The following is a 14,506-nucleotide window of genomic DNA, read 5'->3' on the forward strand; positions in this document are numbered from 1 at the left end:
GCCGCGCCTAGAGCCGCGAGGTGGACATCGCCTCGCCGAGCTTCTCCGGGATCTCGGGCACCCGCGCGATCGCGTCGAGCAGCGCGTGCGCGCAGGCGTCGGCGAGCTTGTCGGCGTCGGTGGTGGGGTCGATGATCCGTTGCCGGCAGATCTCGAAGGTCAGCGCCAGCCAGCCGTGCAGGATCACCCGCAGATGCCGCTCGACGTCGGGTTCCATGCCCGTGTTCAGCTCGGTGAGCAGCTGGTTGATCCGGGACATGATGTGTTCCATCTGGCGGTTCTTGGCGTCGTCCTCGACGCCCAGCAGCACCGGGTCGGACCGGCCCAGCCCGACGTACGCCGCCCAGGCGGCCTCCGGGTTCTGCTCGTGGTAGGCCATGTAGGCCAGCACGCCGACTCGGATCTCCTCGTACATGGTCAGACCGGTGACGTCGTCCATGTTGGTGTTCTCGTACAGGCGGTCGGCCTCGTCCTTGACCACCGCTGCGAAGAACGCTCGCTTGTCGGGGAAATAGTGGTACATCAGGGCCCGCGACACCCCGGCGCGTTCCGCGATCTCATCGATGCGGACCTCGTCGTAAGGTCGCTTCCCAAAAACCTCTGCCCCTAAAGCGAGCAGCTCAGCGCGCCGATCCTCGGGGGATAGACGCCTTCGGGCTGTCGGCATGTGTCAGATAGTACTCACACGACATGAGACGACCGCCACAATGGATTCACAGGCTTCATCCGAACTCCACGCCCTGGGCCAGCGGCAACTCACCGGAATAATTGACGGTATTGGTACTTTGGCGCATGTAGGCCTTCCACGAGTCCGTGCCGGATTCCCGCCCGCCGCCGGTTTCCTTCTCGCCGCCGAACGCGCCGCCGATCTCGGCGCCCGAGGTGCCGATGTTGACATTGGCGATTCCGCAGTCGGATTCGGCCAGGAACCGTTCGGCCTCGCGCAGGTCCGTGGTGAAGATGGACGACGAAAGCCCCTGTGGCACGGCGTTATTGAGGGCGATCGCGTCGCCCAGCCGGTCGTAGGTCAGCACGTAGAGGATGGGCGCGAAGGTCTCGGTCGCCACGACGGCGGTCTGAGCGGGCATGCGCACCACGGCCGGCGCGACGTAGTAGGCGCTCGGCTGCTCGCGACCCTGCGGGTGCCTGCGGTCGCCGTCGATGACCTCGCCGCCGTCGGCGCGCGCGGATTCCAGCGCCCCCACCATGTCGCGGTAGGCGGTCTCGTGGATCAGCGGCCCGACGAGCGTGCCCGGTGCGGACGGGTCGCCGATGGGCAGTCGCCGGAAGGCGGACACGACGCGGTCCACCACCTCGTCGGCCACCGATTCGTGGACGATGAGCCGGCGCAGGCTGGTGCAGCGCTGGCCGGCGGTGCCGGCGGCGGCGAACACCACGGCGCGCACCGCGAGGTCCAGGTCGGCCGACGGGGTCACGATGGCGGCGTTGTTGCCGCCCAGCTCCAGCAGCACCCGGCCGAACCGCGCGGCGACGCGGGGGCCCACCTCGCGGCCCATCCGCACCGAACCGGTCGCGGACACCAGCGCGACCCGGGGGTCGTCGACCAGCAGCCCGCCGAGGTCGCGGTCGCCGAGCACCAGGGAGCTCACCGCGGGCGGGGCGCCGACGTCGGCCGCGGCGCGGGCGATCAGCGCCTGGGTGGCCAGCGCCGTCAACGGCGTCAGCTCCGAGGGCTTCCACACCACGGGGTCCCCGCACACCAGGGCCAGCGCGGCGTTCCACGCCCACACGGCGACCGGGAAGTTGAACGCGGTGATCACCCCGACCACGCCGAGCGGGTGCCAGGTCTCCAGCAGCCGGTGCCCGGGCCGTTCCGACGCGATGGTGCGCCCGTACAGCTGGCGCGACAGGCCGACGGCGAACTGGCAGACGTCGATCATCTCCTGCACCTCGCCGGCCGCCTCGGAGGTGATCTTGCCGACCTCGACGGTCACCAGGGTGGCCAGTTCGCGCTTGTGTTCGGTCAGCAACTCGGCCAGCCGCGCCACCAGCGCGCCGCGCACCGGCGCGGGCGTGGTTCGCCACACCGAAAACGCTTGGGCCGCTTCGGCGATCGCCCGCTCGGCGCGCTCGGGCGTGGTGGGGGCGACGGTGAAGAGCACCTCGCCGGTGATCGGCGTGCTGGCCGGCAGCCCATGAGCGTCCGGCTCGCCGAGGCTCGCGGTGACGCCGATCGCGTCGAATGCCCCCAGCACCCGGGCGCGTAACTGTTCGGTGGTCATCTGCAGGCCTCCTCGTAGAGCGCGTAGGGGTCGGCGATGTCGCGGCCGATCGCCCCGGCCAGGCACTGCGCGTCGTAGCCGGATTCGTCTGGCGCGTCGGCGGTTTCGGCGTCGCTGTCCAGGTTCGACCGGAAGATGCCCGCCGCCGACGCCGGCAGGAAGTCCTCGTAGACGATCGGCGCCGACGGGTCACCGCCGCGGTAGTAGCCCAGCCCCTCGGCGGCCATCTGCTCGTCGGTGGGCGGAAAGTGCTCCGCCCACACCGCGGCCGGGTCGGCGGCGCTCATCGCGGCGTCGTAGCGCGCGCGGCCCTTCGGGGTCAGCGCGACACCGCGGGCCTCCACCTCGCCGAAGCGCACCCGCAGCGCCCCCTCGGTGATCCGGCCGTCGGCGCCGCGGAACCGGCGGGGTTCGGCCAGGGCGCGAAAAGAGGTCTGGCGCAACAGAACCGCCGGCCCGTCGGTGCGCGGCGGCCCCTGGATGGCGTCGATCATCGTGATGCCCCGCCCGGTCATCCGCCGGTACAGATCGTCGATGTCGAGGACGCGCGGCGTCAGGTGGTTGAGGTGGGTGGAGCCGACGCCGGCGATGTCGGCGGCCACCGCGGACACCCGCGACAACTCGTCGTACCAGGACTTGTCGATGGGCTCGGCCGACAAGGCGAACGCCGCCACCGCCGCCGCGACGAACTCGTGCGCGCAGTCGCGGGCGCAGCCGCCGTCGGCGGCGATGGTGCGCGCGCCGGCGAGCAACGCGGGATCGAACAGCCGGCGGCGCGCCAGGAAGGCCTCGACGCGGCGGCGCAGGTCATGGTCGAAGAAGCGCGCGTCGCGCGTGGCCAGCATCGAGGTGAACACTCGAAAAGGGTTGAGCGACAGCTCGTTTGCATCGACGGGCCGGAAGGCGGTCGACACCACCGGGACGGGGGAGGCCGCGCAGCGCAGGTCGTAATAGCCGACCGGGAGCATGCCGAACGCGGCGAACAGGTCGGCGACCGCGGCCAAATCGGCCGGGCTGCCGACACGGATGGCGCCGTGCCGCTCGGCGGTGACGCGCCGCAGCGAGCCGAACCGTTCGGCGTCGGGCTGGCGCGCCACGACATCGGCGTTGACCTGCTCGCTCACCGCGACCAGGGTGCCGTAAGCGGGCACCTCGGCGGCGTACATCGCCGAGAGGCCCGCCGCGAACAACGCGCGAAGCTGCCACGCCGGCAGCCATTTCGCGCGGGTCACGGCGCGCCGTTCCTGCGATAGTCTCCGGCCATGAGTGAGACGCTCGACGATGTCGACCGGATCCTGGTGCGCGAACTGGTCGCCGACGGGCGCGCGACGCTGGCGGAGCTGGCGGCCAGCGCCCGGCTGTCGGTGTCGGCGGTCCAGTCGAGGGTGCGCCGCCTCGAGGCCCGCGGCGTGATCGCCGGATACTCGGCGCGCGTCGACCCGGAGGCCGTCGGGCACCTGCTGTCGGCGTTCGTGGCCATCACTCCTCTGGATCCCTCTCAACCCGATGATGCGCCCGCCCGCCTCGAGCACATCGAGGAAATCGAATCGTGTCACTCGGTGGCCGGCGAAGAAAGCTACGTCCTGCTGGTGCGCGTCGCGTCCGCCCGGGCGCTCGAGGACCTGCTGCAGCGGATCCGGACGGCCGCGAACGTCAAGACCCGCAGCACCATCATCCTGAATACTTTTTACGCGGATAGGCAGCATATTCCATAAATTATCCTGGCACAGCGCCATAATAGTGTAAAAATACGTCGTCATGCCCGTAGCATGGGCGTCATGACGGCCGCCCTGGAACGTTTCGCCCGCGCCGGTCGCCGCCCGGACGGCGACCGCGATCCCGGCCGCGTCCATGAGGTGCTGGCGCGCAGCATGCTGATCGACGGCTTCGACTTCGTCCTGGATCTGGACCGCTCGCGCGGCTCCTACCTCTATGACGCCCGCGACGGCCGGCGCTACCTCGACATGTTCTCGTTCTTCGCCTCCTCGGCTTTGGGCATGAACCACCCGGCGCTGGCCGGCGACGACGCATTCCGGGCGGAGCTCGTCGCCGCCGCGCTGAACAAGCCCAGCAATTCCGACGTGTACTCGGTGGCGATGGCCCGTTTCGTCGAGACGTTCGCCCGGGTGCTGGGCGACCCGGCGCTGCCGCACCTGTTCTTCGTCGACGGCGGGGCGCTCGCGGTGGAGAACGCGCTCAAGGTGGCGTTCGACTGGAAGAGCCGGTTCAACGAGGCGCGCGGCCTCGACCCCGCGCTGGGCACCCGGGTGCTGCACCTGCGCGGCGCCTTCCACGGCCGCAGCGGCTACACGCTGTCGCTGACCAACACCAACCCGGTCACCGTGGATCGCTTCCCCACGTTCGACTGGCCGCGCATCGACGCCCCCTATATCCGGCCGGGGGCCGACGTGGCCGCGCTCGAGGCCGCGTCGCTGGCCCAGGCCCGCGCGGCCTTCGAGGCCCACCCGCACGACATCGCCTGCTTTGTGGCCGAACCGATCCAGGGCGAAGGCGGGGACCGCCACTTCCGGCCGGAGTTCTTCGCCGCCATGCGCGAGCTGTGCGACCGGCACGATGCGCTGCTGATCTTCGACGAGGTTCAGACCGGTTGCGGCCTGACCGGAACCGCTTGGGCCTACCGGCAATTCGGCGTGCAACCCGACGTGGTCGCATTCGGCAAGAAGACCCAGGTGTGCGGCATCATGGCGGGCCGCCGCGTCGACGAGGTCGCCGACAACGTGTTCGCGGTGCCGTCCCGGCTGAACTCCACGTGGGGCGGCAACCTGGCCGACATGGTGCGCGCCCGCCGCATCCTGGAGGTGATCGAGGCCGACGAACTCTTCGATCGCGCCGCCGCCCAGGGCGCCTACCTGCTGGGCTGCCTCGAGCAACTCGCCGCCGAGTTCCCCGGCGTCGTCCTCGAGCCCCGCGGCCGCGGGCTGATGTGCGCGTTCAGCCTGCCGAGCGCCGCCGACCGCGACGAGCTGATCCGCCGGCTGTGGCGGCGCGCGGTGATCGTGTTGCCCTCGGGCCGCGACGGCGTCCGGTTCCGCCCGGCGCTGACCGTCACGCGCGCCGAGATCGACGCCGCGATGCGGGCCATTCGCGGCGCCCTGACCGACCGGCCCTGACGGCCTGACCAGAGCCCCGGGCCGTTTGCCCCGGTTTGTCCGGGGGTATTTCTTAGACCCGCCGCCGGGGGGCGTCGCCGCGAGGGTTGTAACCAAAACGACGCGGCTAGCGATGAACGTAGGCGGGGCCGAATCCGGGGAGGTGAGGACGATGCAGAAAGCAGGCCAGCGACCAGGCGGTGACCGCCTGGGACAGGAAGACCGCGAGGTGCTCGCCGCCGTCCGGTTCGCCGCCGCGGCGACGGCCGGCGCCGTCGGCTTCCTGCTGATCGCCGCGGTGTGGGTGAGCACGTGTCCGGCCGGGGGCGTCGACACGGTGGCCTGCGGCCCGCCGCAGCGCACCCTGCTGGCGATCGGCGGTCCGATGATCGCGCTGGCCGGCGGGATCTGGGCGTTCGTGCGCACCTACCGCGTGTGGAAGGCCCGCGGAACCTGGTGGGGGTGGCAGGGCGCCGGGTGGTTCCTGCTGACCGTCATGGCGCTGATGGTCGCCATGGGCGTCGCCCCGATCGCCGGTCCGGTGCTGGCTCTTTAGGTTTGCCTCCCCGGGATCTAACGTTGATGGTGCGCTGAGGAGCAGGGAGCAGCCATGGGAGACACCTATCACGACCCCGTCGACCATCTCAGGACCACGCGGCCGCTCGCCGGCGAGTCGCTGATCGACGTCCTGCACTGGCCGGGGTACCTGTTGGTGGTCGCGGGGGTGATCGGCACCTGCGGGAGCCTGGCGGCCTTCGCGACCGGACACCACCATGAGGGCATGACCGCGGGCGTCACCGCCGTCGTCGCCGCGGTGCTGGGTCTGATCTGGCTGGGCTTGGAGCACCGGCGGATACGCAGGCTCGCGGATCGCTGGTACTCCGAACATCCCGAGGTGCTGCGGCAAAGGCCCGCCAGCTAGGGGGCCGTCCGCGCATGCGGCGCCCCGCTTTTCCCGGGTGACCTGCCACGACGTCGCCCGCGGTCAGATCCTGCCGGAAACCCGAATCCGAGATTACGGGCGCCGTCGAGTGGGTATCAGGTGTGCACCATGATGAGTGCCGAAACGGTTGCGTTTGCTTGGACAAAAATGGCGTCACCCCATCATGGGGGACAGAAACACGAGCACATCGACATAAATGCCCACTGCGACCACCAGCAAGACGATCAGCGTGACCCCGGCGATTACTGCGACGCGCCTAAGCCGGCGCGTCCGGTCTGTATCGGTCGCGTCAGGCCCGTCCATGGCGGGCCGGATACCCGGCGGCGATCATGACTGACCGGCTCGAACGCACGGTCCACGGCGGGCTGCGGAGCAGTAGTAGTGTCAGTCAAACCATGCCGGGAGACCATATGAACGATGCTGGATCGCACGCTAACAAGCGTCCGCGCGGCCATCGCGCCGTCGAACTTCACGTCGCAGCTCGGCTGGAGAACCTCGCGATGCTGCGCACCCTGGTCGGCGCGATCGGCACCTTCGAGGACCTGGATTTCGATGCGGTGGCGGACCTGCGACTCGCGGTCGATGAGGTGTGCACCAGGTTGATTCGCTCGGCCACTCCCGACGCGACGCTGAGCGTCGTGGTCGATCCGCAGGACGACCAATTGGTGGTGGAGGCTTCCGCGGCATGCGACACCCACGATGTGGTGTCGCCCGGCAGCTTCAGTTGGCATGTGCTGACGTCGTTGGCCGACGACGTGCAGACTTTTCACGATGGTCGCGAACCCAATGAAACCGGCAGTGTTTTCGGCATCACACTGACGGCGCGACGGGCGGCCTCCAGCAGGTGACACCGCGAGCTGCCGGCGGTTCGGTCTCGCGTCCGAACGAGTACGCCGATGTTCCGGACATGTTCCGTGAGTTGGCCTCCGTCGCGGCCGATTCCATGGAACTTCAGCGCCAACGGGACAAGATCGTCGAGCGCTGCCTTCCGCTGGCCGACCACATCGCGCGCCGCTTCGAGGGCCGCGGCGAGCCGCGCGACGACCTCGTCCAGGTGGCGCGCGTCGGGTTGGTCAACGCGGTGGTGCGTTTCGACGTCGACGCCGGCTCCGACTTCGTTTCGTTCGCGGTGCCCACGATCATGGGCGAGGTCCGCCGCCACTTCCGCGACAACAGCTGGTCGGTCAAGGTGCCACGGCGCCTCAAGGAACTGCACTTGCGGCTCGGCACCGCCACCGCCGATCTGTCCCAACGGCTGGGCCGTGCGCCCACCGCGACCGAACTCGCCGCCGAGCTCGAGATGGACCGCGAAGAGGTGGTCGAGGGCCTGGTCGCCGGCAGCTCCTACAACACCTTGTCGATCGACAGTGGGGGCGGGGGCGAGGAAGAGGAAGCTCGCGCGATCGCCGACACCCTCGGCGACGTGGACACCGGCCTGGACCGCATCGAAGACCAGGAATCGTTGCGCCCGTTGCTCGAGGCGCTGCCCGAGCGGGAACGAACGGTGTTGGTGCTGCGGTTCTTCGAGTCGATGACGCAGACGCAGATCGCCGAGCGGGTCGGCATCTCACAGATGCACGTCTCGCGCCTACTGGCGAAATCGCTAACGCGGCTGCGGGACCAATTGCAATAGCGGCCGGGGGTTTTCGCCCTCATCGACCCGCAGCGGCTCGAGCAGCGGCTCGGCCTTCGGCGTCGTCACCGGGAGCGTGCCGTCCGGATCGCAGACGCGCAGCAACCTCGACACCGCCGGGCTCGGCGCCATGGCCCACGACACCTGCGCGGCCGAGCACACCACGTTGATCCGGTGCAGGGTCGAAAAGCCCGCGGTGCCAATGAACTTCAGGCCGCGCAGGTCGAGGATCACCCGCCGGGAGCGGTTGACGCTCTGTTGGACGTACGCGGCGAGCTGATCCGCATTGGCCGCGTCGAGCTCACCGTCGACCGTGATCAGGGTGCCCGTCGGGCCCCACCGGGCGGTGAACTGCGCCGTGCGGCTTTGTTGCCACGATTGCGCCACAGACATTGCTGACTCCATCCGTGCGGAGGATTCCTGCTGTGGAATACGTCAGCCGACTGCAAAAAGTTCGCAGAAGCAGGGAGTTTCGCCTGTCCCCACGCCAACAACGTACCCCGGGCGGCGGCTGTGAACTCAACCTTGCCCGCCACCCTACTCGTGGTGGCCAGGGGCGACAACGCTCCCGGTGATCCCGGTGAAGTCCGTCGGGCCGCTACTTGATCTCGGCCAGCACCGTGCCCTGCGTGATGGCCGCACCGGGCTCGACCGCGAGCCCGGTGATGACGCCGTCCTTGTGCGCGGTGACCGGGTTCTCCATCTTCATCGCCTCGAGGACCACCACCAGGTCGCCGGCGGCAACCTCCTGGCCCTCCTCGACGGCGACCTTGACCACGGTGCCCTGCATGGGCGCGGTGACCGCGTCGCCGGAGGCGGCCGCACCGGCGTGCGCCCCCCGCTTACGGGCCTTGGGCTTCTTGCGGATGACACCCGCCTCGCCGCCGCCGGAGCCCCCGCCCGACAGCGCCAGGTCACCGGGCAGCGACACCTCGAGCCGGCGGCCGCCGACCTCCACGACGACCTTCTGGCGGGGCCGGGCGTCGGCTTCGTCGTCCAGGGGCTCGCCGGCGGTGAACGGTTCGATGGTGTTGTCCCACTCGGTCTCGATCCAGCGCGTGTGGACCGAGAAGCTCTCGCCGTCACCGATGAACGCCGGGTCACTCACGACGGCGCGGTGGAACGGGATGACCGTGGCGAGCCCCTCGACGTGGAATTCGTCCAGGGCGCGACGGGAGCGGGCCAGCGCCTCCTCGCGGGTGGCGCCGTACACGATCAGCTTGGACAGCATGGAGTCGAACTGCCCGCCGATGACCGAACCGGCCTCGACGCCCGAATCCAGCCGGACCCCGGGCCCGGTCGGGATGTCGTAGCGGGTGACCGGGCCGGGCGCCGGCAGGAAGCCTCGCCCGGCGTCCTCGCCGTTGATCCGGAACTCGATGGCGTGCCCGCGCGGGGTGGGGTCCTCGGTGAGGTCCAGCTTCTCGCCGTTGGCGATCTTGAACTGCTGCAGCACCAGGTCGATGCCGGCGGTCTCCTCGGTGACCGGGTGCTCGACCTGCAGGCGCGTGTTGACCTCCAGGAAGGAGATCAGGCCGTCCTGGCCGACCAGGTATTCGACGGTCCCGGCGCCGTAGTAGTGGGCCTCCTTGCAGATCCGCTTGGCCGACTCGTGGATCTCCTTGCGCTGCGCGTCGGTCAGGAACGGCGCGGGCGCCTCTTCCACCAGCTTCTGGAACCGGCGCTGCAGCGAGCAGTCGCGGGTGCCGGCGACGATGACGTTGCCGTGCTGGTCGGCGATCACCTGCGCCTCCACGTGGCGCGGCTTGTCCAGGTAGCGCTCGACGAAGCACTCGCCGCGGCCGAACGCCGCGACGGCCTCACGCACGGCCGACTCGTAGAGGTGCGGGATCTCCTCGATGGTGCGGGCCACCTTCATGCCGCGGCCGCCGCCGCCGAAGGCGGCCTTGATCGCGATCGGCACGCCGTACTCCTTGGCGAATGCCACCACCTCGTCGGCGTCCTTGACGGGGTCGGGGGTGCCGGGCACCAGCGGCGCCTGGGCGCGGGCGGCGATGTGGCGGGCGGTGACCTTGTCACCGAGGTCGCGGATGGACTGCGGGCTGGGGCCGATCCAGATCAGGCCCGCGTCGAGCACAGCCTGAGCGAAATCGGCGTTCTCCGAGAGGAATCCGTAGCCGGGGTGCACGGCGTTGGCGCCGGACTTGGCCGCCGCGTCGAGGAGCTTGCCGAAGTCCAGGTAGGACTCCGCGGACGTCTGACCGCCCAACGCGAACGCCTCGTCGGCCAGCCGCACGTGCGGCGCGTCGGCGTCGGGTTCGGCGTACACCGCCACGCTGGACAGGCCCGCGTCGCGGGCCGCGCGGATCACCCGGACAGCGATCTCGCCGCGGTTGGCGACGAGGACTTTGGAGATCCTCGAGCTGGCGTGACTGGCCACAGCGCCTCCTGTATGGCATCGGTCGCAGACGTATTTCTGCGGGGCTTCTCTAAGAGAATTTCTTACAACGAGTTCTCGGGAAGTCTAAGCGCCGCGCCGTTGGGCCGACGAGGCGGTCCGGGTTTATCCGGTCGACTCGCGCAGCCTGCGCTTGATGCGCGCGAGCATCGCCGACAGGCCGCGCAATCGCAGCGGGCTGATCAGCGCGGCCAACCCGAGGTCGTCGTAGAAATCCTCGGGCACCGCCAGGATTTCGGCGGCGGGCTGCTCATCCAGGCCGGTGGCCAGGATCGACGCGAAACCCCGGGTGGTCGGCGATTCGGCGGGCGCGCTGAAGTGCAACCGCACCCGGTTCGGGTCGCTGGCGTCGACGTGCAGAAACAGCGGCGTCTGGCACTCGGGCACCGGCTCCATGGCCCGCTCTTCGAGCTCGGGCGGCAGGTCCGGCAGCTCGTCGGCGAATTCCAGCAGCAGCTTCAGCTTGTCCTGGCCCTCGACCTCGGCGAAGTCGGAGACCACCTCGGCCAGCGGCGCGGGCATGCTCATGACGAACCCATCAAACGGAGACGGGCCCCGGTGCCGGTCCCGGTTCGGGGCCCGCGACGATCGGGGTGCGCACGGTGTTGCCCCACTCGGTCCACGACCCGTCGTAGTTGCGCACGCCGGGCTTGCCCAGCAGGTGCGTCAGGACGAACCACGTGTGGCTGGACCGTTCGCCGATGCGGCAGTACACGACGGTCTTGTCGTCGGGCTCGAGGAAGCCATAGAGCTCCTCGAGTTCCTCGCGGCTGCGGAAGCGGCCGCTCTCGTCGACCGCCTTGGCCCACGGGATCGACCGGGCGGTGGGGATGTGGCCGCCGCGCAGCACGCCCTCCTCGGGGTACTCGGGCATGTGCGTGCGTTTGCCGGTGTACTCGTCGGGCGAGCGCACGTCGATCAGCGGCTGGCTGCCGAGGATCCCCAGCACGTCGTCCTTGAAGGCGCGGATGGGCTCGTCGTTGCGCGTGACGACGGGGTAGCCGGTGGACGTCTTGGTGGGGACGTCCAGCGTGGTCTCCCGGCGTTCGGCCAGCCACAGGTCGCGGCCGCCGTTGAGTAGGCGCACGTCCGGGTGGCCGAACAACGTGAACACCCACAGCGCATAGGCGGCCCACCAGTTGCTCTTGTCGCCGTAGATCACCACGGTGTCGTCGCGGGCGATGCCCTTGCGGTCCATCAACTCCGCGAACTGCGCACCGTCGATGTAGTCGCGGACCCGCGGGTCGTTGAGATCGGTGTGCCAGTCGACTTTCACCGCACCGGGGATGTGGCCCACGTCATAGAGCAGCACGTCCTCGTCGGACTCGACGATCACCAGGCCGGGGGTGCCCAGGTGGGCCGACAGCCAGTCGGCCGTGACCAGTCGCTCGGGGTGGGCGTAGTTCGACAGTGTCGGGCTTGGATCGGGGGGTAATGCCACGCTGCCGAGCCTACTCATCCCGGGATTTCGTCACCAACCTCGACTAGTTGCCGCGGTTGGAGCGGGATTCGCCCCACAAGTCGGCGCTCGGGGTCAATCGCCGGCCCACAGCGCGGCCACCGACAGCCCGGCCCGCCCCAGCAGGCGCCGCAGCAGCGGCAGGCTCACGCCGATCACGTTCGACGGGTCGCCGTCGATGCCGTCGACGAACCAGCCGCCCAGCCCGTCGAGGGTGAAGCCGCCAGCCACGTGCCACGGTTCGCCGCCGGCCACGTAGGCGCGCAGATCGGTCTCCGTCGGTTCGGCGAAATAGACTGTGGTGCAAGCGGATTCGACCTCGCAATGGGTGATCGCGCCGTCGGACATCCGCAGCAGGCAGTGCCCGGTGTGCAGCCCGCCGGAGCGCCCGCCCATGCGGCGCCACTGGCTCGCCGCGGCGTCGGCCGACCCGGGCTTGCCGCACAGCCGGCCGTCGAGGGAAAGCATCGAATCACAGCCAAGGACAACGCAATCGGCCGCGACGGCGCCGTCCAGCCCGCCGGCGACCTGTTCGGCCTTGGCCCGGGCCAGGGCGCACACCACGTCGGGCGGCTCCGCGCCGGGTCCCAGCGCGGCCGCGACCGCGTCCTCGTCGACGCCGGACACCACGACCAGCGGGTCGACGCCGGCCTGACGCAACACCTTGAGCCGGCCGGCCGAGGCCGACGCCAGCGCCAGGCGGGTCAACGCCTCATGTGGGTCATTTGCTGGAACGTGAGCCGCTGGTAGTTCGACATCGCGAACCGCAGCCGGTCGACCGGCAGGCCCCAGCGGGTCTCCTCGGGCTGTTCGGGCTCGGGCGCACCGCCGACGCTGCCCAGCACCGCGACCAGCGCGGCCACCTCCTCGACGGTGGGTTCGCCCTTGAGGATCTGGATGTGCGGCTCATGCGCCTCGGGCGCGGCTTCGGTTGCCGCAGAACCGTTTTCGTCACTCACAGCGGCCGAATTGTTCGTCTCGTTCCCGTCGCTCACTCGACTCACAGCGGAATGTTCCCGTGCTTCTTGGGGGGCAGGTGGGCGATCTTGCGTTCCAGCAGGCGCAGCGCCGTGCCAATGTAGCCGCGGGTGTGCGACGGCGGGATCACCGCGTCGACGTATCCGCGCTCGGCGGCGACGTACGGGTTGACCAGGGTGTCCTCGTACTCCTGCTGCAGCTGCAGGCGCAGCGCGTCGACGTCCTTGCCCTCCTTGGCCGCCTCGGAAAGCTGCTTGCGGTAGACGAATCCGACGGCGCCGGAGGCCCCCATCACGGCGATCTGCGCCGACGGCCAGGCGATATTGACGTCGCAGCCCATGTCCTTGGAGCCCATGACGCAGTAGGCGCCGCCGTAGGCCTTGCGGGTGATGACGGTGATCTTGGGGACGGTGGCCTCGCCGTAGGCGTACAGCAGCTTGGCGCCGCGCCGGATGATGCCGTTGTACTCCTGGCCGGTGCCCGGCAAAAAGCCCGGCACGTCGACCAGCATGATGATCGGGATGTTGAAGCAGTCGCAGGTCCGCACGAACCGGGCCGCCTTCTCCGAGGCGTTGATGTCCAGGCAGCCGGCGAACTGCGTCGGCTGGTTGGCCACGATCCCGACCGGGCGGCCGTCGATGCGGCCGAACCCGACGACGATGTTCTGCGCGTAACCCCCCTGGACTTCCAGGAATTCGTCGTCGTCGAGGATGCGGGTGATCACCTCGTGCATGTCGTAGGGCTGGTTGGGCGAGTCCGGGATCAGCGTGTCCAGCTCGAGGTCCTCCTCGGTGAGGTTGTCCTCGATGGCGCCGGGCGGGTGCGGCTCGGCGTAGCGGGGCGGGTCGGTCGCGTTGTTGGGCGGCAGGTAGCTCAGCAGATCGCGGACCCAGTCGAAGGCGTCCTGCTCACCGGAGGCGACGTAGTGCAGCGTGCCCGACTTGGCCATGTGGGTGTGGGCGCCGCCCAGCTCCTCCATGGTGACGTCCTCGCCGGTCACGGTCTTGATGACGTCGGGCCCGGTGATGAACATCTGGCTGGTCTGGTCGACCATGACCACGAAGTCGGTCAGCGCGGGGGAGTAGACGTGCCCACCGGCGGCGGCCCCCATGATCAGCGAGATCTGCGGGATGACGCCGGAGGCCAGGATGTTGTTGCGGAAGATGCGGCTGTAGAGGCCGAGCGAGACGACGCCCTCCTGGATGCGCGCCCCCGCGCCGTCGTTGATGCCGATCAGCGGGCGCCCGGTCTTGATCGCCAGCTCCTGGACCTTGACGATCTTCTCGCCGTACACCTCGCCGAGGCTGCCGCCGAACACCGTGGCGTCCTGGCTGAAGATGCACACGTCGCGCCCGTCGATGGTGCCGTAGCCGGTGATCACGCCGTCGCCGAGCGGGCGGTTGTTCTCCAGGCCGAAGTTCTTGCTCCGGTGCCGGGCCAGCGCGTCGAGCTCGACGAACGAGTCCTCGTCGAGCAGGGCGAGGATGCGCTCGCGGGCGGTCAGCTTGCCCTTGGCGTGCACCTTCTCGACGGCCTCTTCACCCACCGGGTGCAGCGACTCCTCGCGGCGCTTGTGCAGTTCGGCCAGCTTGCCCGCGGTGGTGTGGATGTCGATGGTGTGTTCGGCAGCGGGTTCCGCGGTGTGGTCGGTAACGCTCGTCATGGGAGTCGAGCTTAGCGTGGCTGGTAGCCCGTCCCTTTCATGGGCTTTAAAGGGGTTT

The 14,506-nt window shown here is 69.6% G+C and carries 16 protein-coding genes; 6 read left to right on the plus strand and 10 right to left on the minus strand.

Translation table 11 applies throughout. The features are described 5' to 3' along the window. Window positions 1-7: 7 nt before the first annotated feature. From QGN31_RS04920 to hglS, 3 genes are read right to left on the minus strand one after another with little or no spacing between them, the layout of a single operon-like run. Entirely contained in the window at window positions 8-667 is a 660-nt protein-coding gene (locus tag QGN31_RS04920; RefSeq protein WP_009953255.1) for a TetR/AcrR family transcriptional regulator, read from the minus strand. A gap of 55 nt (window positions 668-722) precedes the next feature. Beyond that, entirely contained in the window at window positions 723-2,243 is a 1,521-nt protein-coding gene (amaB, locus tag QGN31_RS04925; RefSeq protein ID WP_009953254.1) for an L-piperidine-6-carboxylate dehydrogenase, read from the minus strand. Continuing rightward, window positions 2,240-3,475 (minus strand): 2-oxoadipate dioxygenase/decarboxylase, encoded by a 1,236-nt coding sequence (hglS, locus tag QGN31_RS04930; protein ID WP_009953253.1) that lies wholly within the window; start codon window positions 3,473-3,475, stop codon window positions 2,240-2,242. The genes amaB and hglS overlap by 4 nt, the downstream gene beginning before the upstream one ends. A gap of 30 nt (window positions 3,476-3,505) precedes the next feature. Between hglS and QGN31_RS04935 the strand changes: the two genes are divergently transcribed. From QGN31_RS04935 to QGN31_RS04960, 6 genes are all read left to right on the plus strand, one after another. Further along, the gene (locus tag QGN31_RS04935) at window positions 3,506-3,958 is read left to right on the plus strand and encodes an Lrp/AsnC family transcriptional regulator (RefSeq protein ID WP_008259938.1); all 453 of its coding nucleotides are present in this window, start codon (window positions 3,506-3,508) and stop codon (window positions 3,956-3,958) included. 63 nt (window positions 3,959-4,021) lie between these two features. Beyond that, window positions 4,022-5,374 (plus strand): L-lysine 6-transaminase, encoded by a 1,353-nt coding sequence (lat, locus tag QGN31_RS04940; RefSeq protein ID WP_041785784.1) that lies wholly within the window; start codon window positions 4,022-4,024, stop codon window positions 5,372-5,374. 151 nt (window positions 5,375-5,525) lie between these two features. Further along, window positions 5,526-5,909 (plus strand): hypothetical protein, encoded by a 384-nt coding sequence (locus tag QGN31_RS04945; RefSeq protein ID WP_008259934.1) that lies wholly within the window; start codon window positions 5,526-5,528, stop codon window positions 5,907-5,909. A 54-nt stretch (window positions 5,910-5,963) separates the two neighbouring features. After that, complete coding sequence (gene usfY / locus QGN31_RS04950) at window positions 5,964-6,275, plus strand: protein UsfY (protein WP_008259932.1); 312 nt, start codon at window positions 5,964-5,966, stop codon at window positions 6,273-6,275. 431 nt (window positions 6,276-6,706) lie between these two features. Next, window positions 6,707-7,144 carry an ATP-binding protein gene (locus QGN31_RS04955; protein ID WP_008259930.1) on the plus strand — a complete coding sequence of 146 codons (438 nt, stop codon included), beginning with the start codon at window positions 6,707-6,709 and terminating at the stop codon, window positions 7,142-7,144. Next, entirely contained in the window at window positions 7,141-7,929 is a 789-nt protein-coding gene (locus QGN31_RS04960; protein WP_008259929.1) for an RNA polymerase sigma factor SigF, read from the plus strand. Before QGN31_RS04955 ends, QGN31_RS04960 begins: the two co-directional genes overlap by 4 nt. Here the strand turns inward: QGN31_RS04960 and QGN31_RS04965 are convergent. The 7 genes from QGN31_RS04965 to QGN31_RS04995 form a co-directional block, all read right to left on the minus strand. After that, complete coding sequence (locus QGN31_RS04965; protein ID WP_029384334.1) at window positions 7,900-8,334, minus strand: STAS domain-containing protein; 435 nt, start codon at window positions 8,332-8,334, stop codon at window positions 7,900-7,902. The genes QGN31_RS04960 and QGN31_RS04965 overlap by 30 nt on opposite strands. A 193-nt stretch (window positions 8,335-8,527) precedes the next feature. Next, complete coding sequence (locus QGN31_RS04970; protein ID WP_009953248.1) at window positions 8,528-10,330, minus strand: acetyl/propionyl/methylcrotonyl-CoA carboxylase subunit alpha; 1,803 nt, start codon at window positions 10,328-10,330, stop codon at window positions 8,528-8,530. 123 nt (window positions 10,331-10,453) lie between these two features. Next, window positions 10,454-10,876, minus strand: coding sequence for a SufE family protein (locus QGN31_RS04975; protein WP_009953247.1), 423 nt, complete (start codon window positions 10,874-10,876; stop codon window positions 10,454-10,456). Between the two features lie 10 nt (window positions 10,877-10,886). Continuing rightward, a complete protein-coding gene (locus QGN31_RS04980) occupies window positions 10,887-11,789 on the minus strand; it encodes a sulfurtransferase (RefSeq protein ID WP_014380993.1) in 903 nt (300 codons plus the stop codon). 93 nt (window positions 11,790-11,882) lie between these two features. Then, window positions 11,883-12,515, minus strand: coding sequence for a Maf family protein (locus QGN31_RS04985; RefSeq protein ID WP_014942824.1), 633 nt, complete (start codon window positions 12,513-12,515; stop codon window positions 11,883-11,885). Beyond that, window positions 12,512-12,802: an acyl-CoA carboxylase subunit epsilon gene (locus QGN31_RS04990; RefSeq protein WP_014942823.1), complete on the minus strand. Its 291-nt coding sequence runs from the start codon at window positions 12,800-12,802 to the stop codon at window positions 12,512-12,514. The genes QGN31_RS04985 and QGN31_RS04990 overlap by 4 nt, the downstream gene beginning before the upstream one ends. Window positions 12,803-12,807: 5 nt before the next feature. Further along, the gene (locus QGN31_RS04995; protein WP_008259921.1) at window positions 12,808-14,448 is read right to left on the minus strand and encodes an acyl-CoA carboxylase subunit beta; all 1,641 of its coding nucleotides are present in this window, start codon (window positions 14,446-14,448) and stop codon (window positions 12,808-12,810) included. Window positions 14,449-14,506 lie beyond the last annotated feature (58 nt).

The organism is Mycobacterium sp. 2-64, from assembly GCF_035918375.1.
GTDB classification, from domain to species: Bacteria; Actinomycetota; Actinomycetes; order Mycobacteriales; family Mycobacteriaceae; genus Mycobacterium; species Mycobacterium intracellulare.

Coding starts and splice junctions, on each gene's coding strand:
- QGN31_RS04920 (WP_009953255.1), bottom strand. CDS start 667: ATGCCGACAGCCCGAAGGCGTCTATCCCCCGAGGATCGGCGCGCTGAG.
- amaB (WP_009953254.1), bottom strand. CDS start 2,243: ATGACCACCGAACAGTTACGCGCCCGGGTGCTGGGGGCATTCGACGCG.
- QGN31_RS04935 (WP_008259938.1), top strand. CDS start 3,506: ATGAGTGAGACGCTCGACGATGTCGACCGGATCCTGGTGCGCGAACTG.
- lat (WP_041785784.1), top strand. CDS start 4,022: ATGACGGCCGCCCTGGAACGTTTCGCCCGCGCCGGTCGCCGCCCGGAC.
- QGN31_RS04945 (WP_008259934.1), top strand. CDS start 5,526: ATGCAGAAAGCAGGCCAGCGACCAGGCGGTGACCGCCTGGGACAGGAA.
- usfY (WP_008259932.1), top strand. CDS start 5,964: ATGGGAGACACCTATCACGACCCCGTCGACCATCTCAGGACCACGCGG.
- QGN31_RS04955 (WP_008259930.1), top strand. CDS start 6,707: ATGAACGATGCTGGATCGCACGCTAACAAGCGTCCGCGCGGCCATCGC.
- QGN31_RS04965 (WP_029384334.1), bottom strand. CDS start 8,334: ATGGAGTCAGCAATGTCTGTGGCGCAATCGTGGCAACAAAGCCGCACG.
- QGN31_RS04975 (WP_009953247.1), bottom strand. CDS start 10,876: ATGAGCATGCCCGCGCCGCTGGCCGAGGTGGTCTCCGACTTCGCCGAG.
- QGN31_RS04995 (WP_008259921.1), bottom strand. CDS start 14,448: ATGACGAGCGTTACCGACCACACCGCGGAACCCGCTGCCGAACACACC.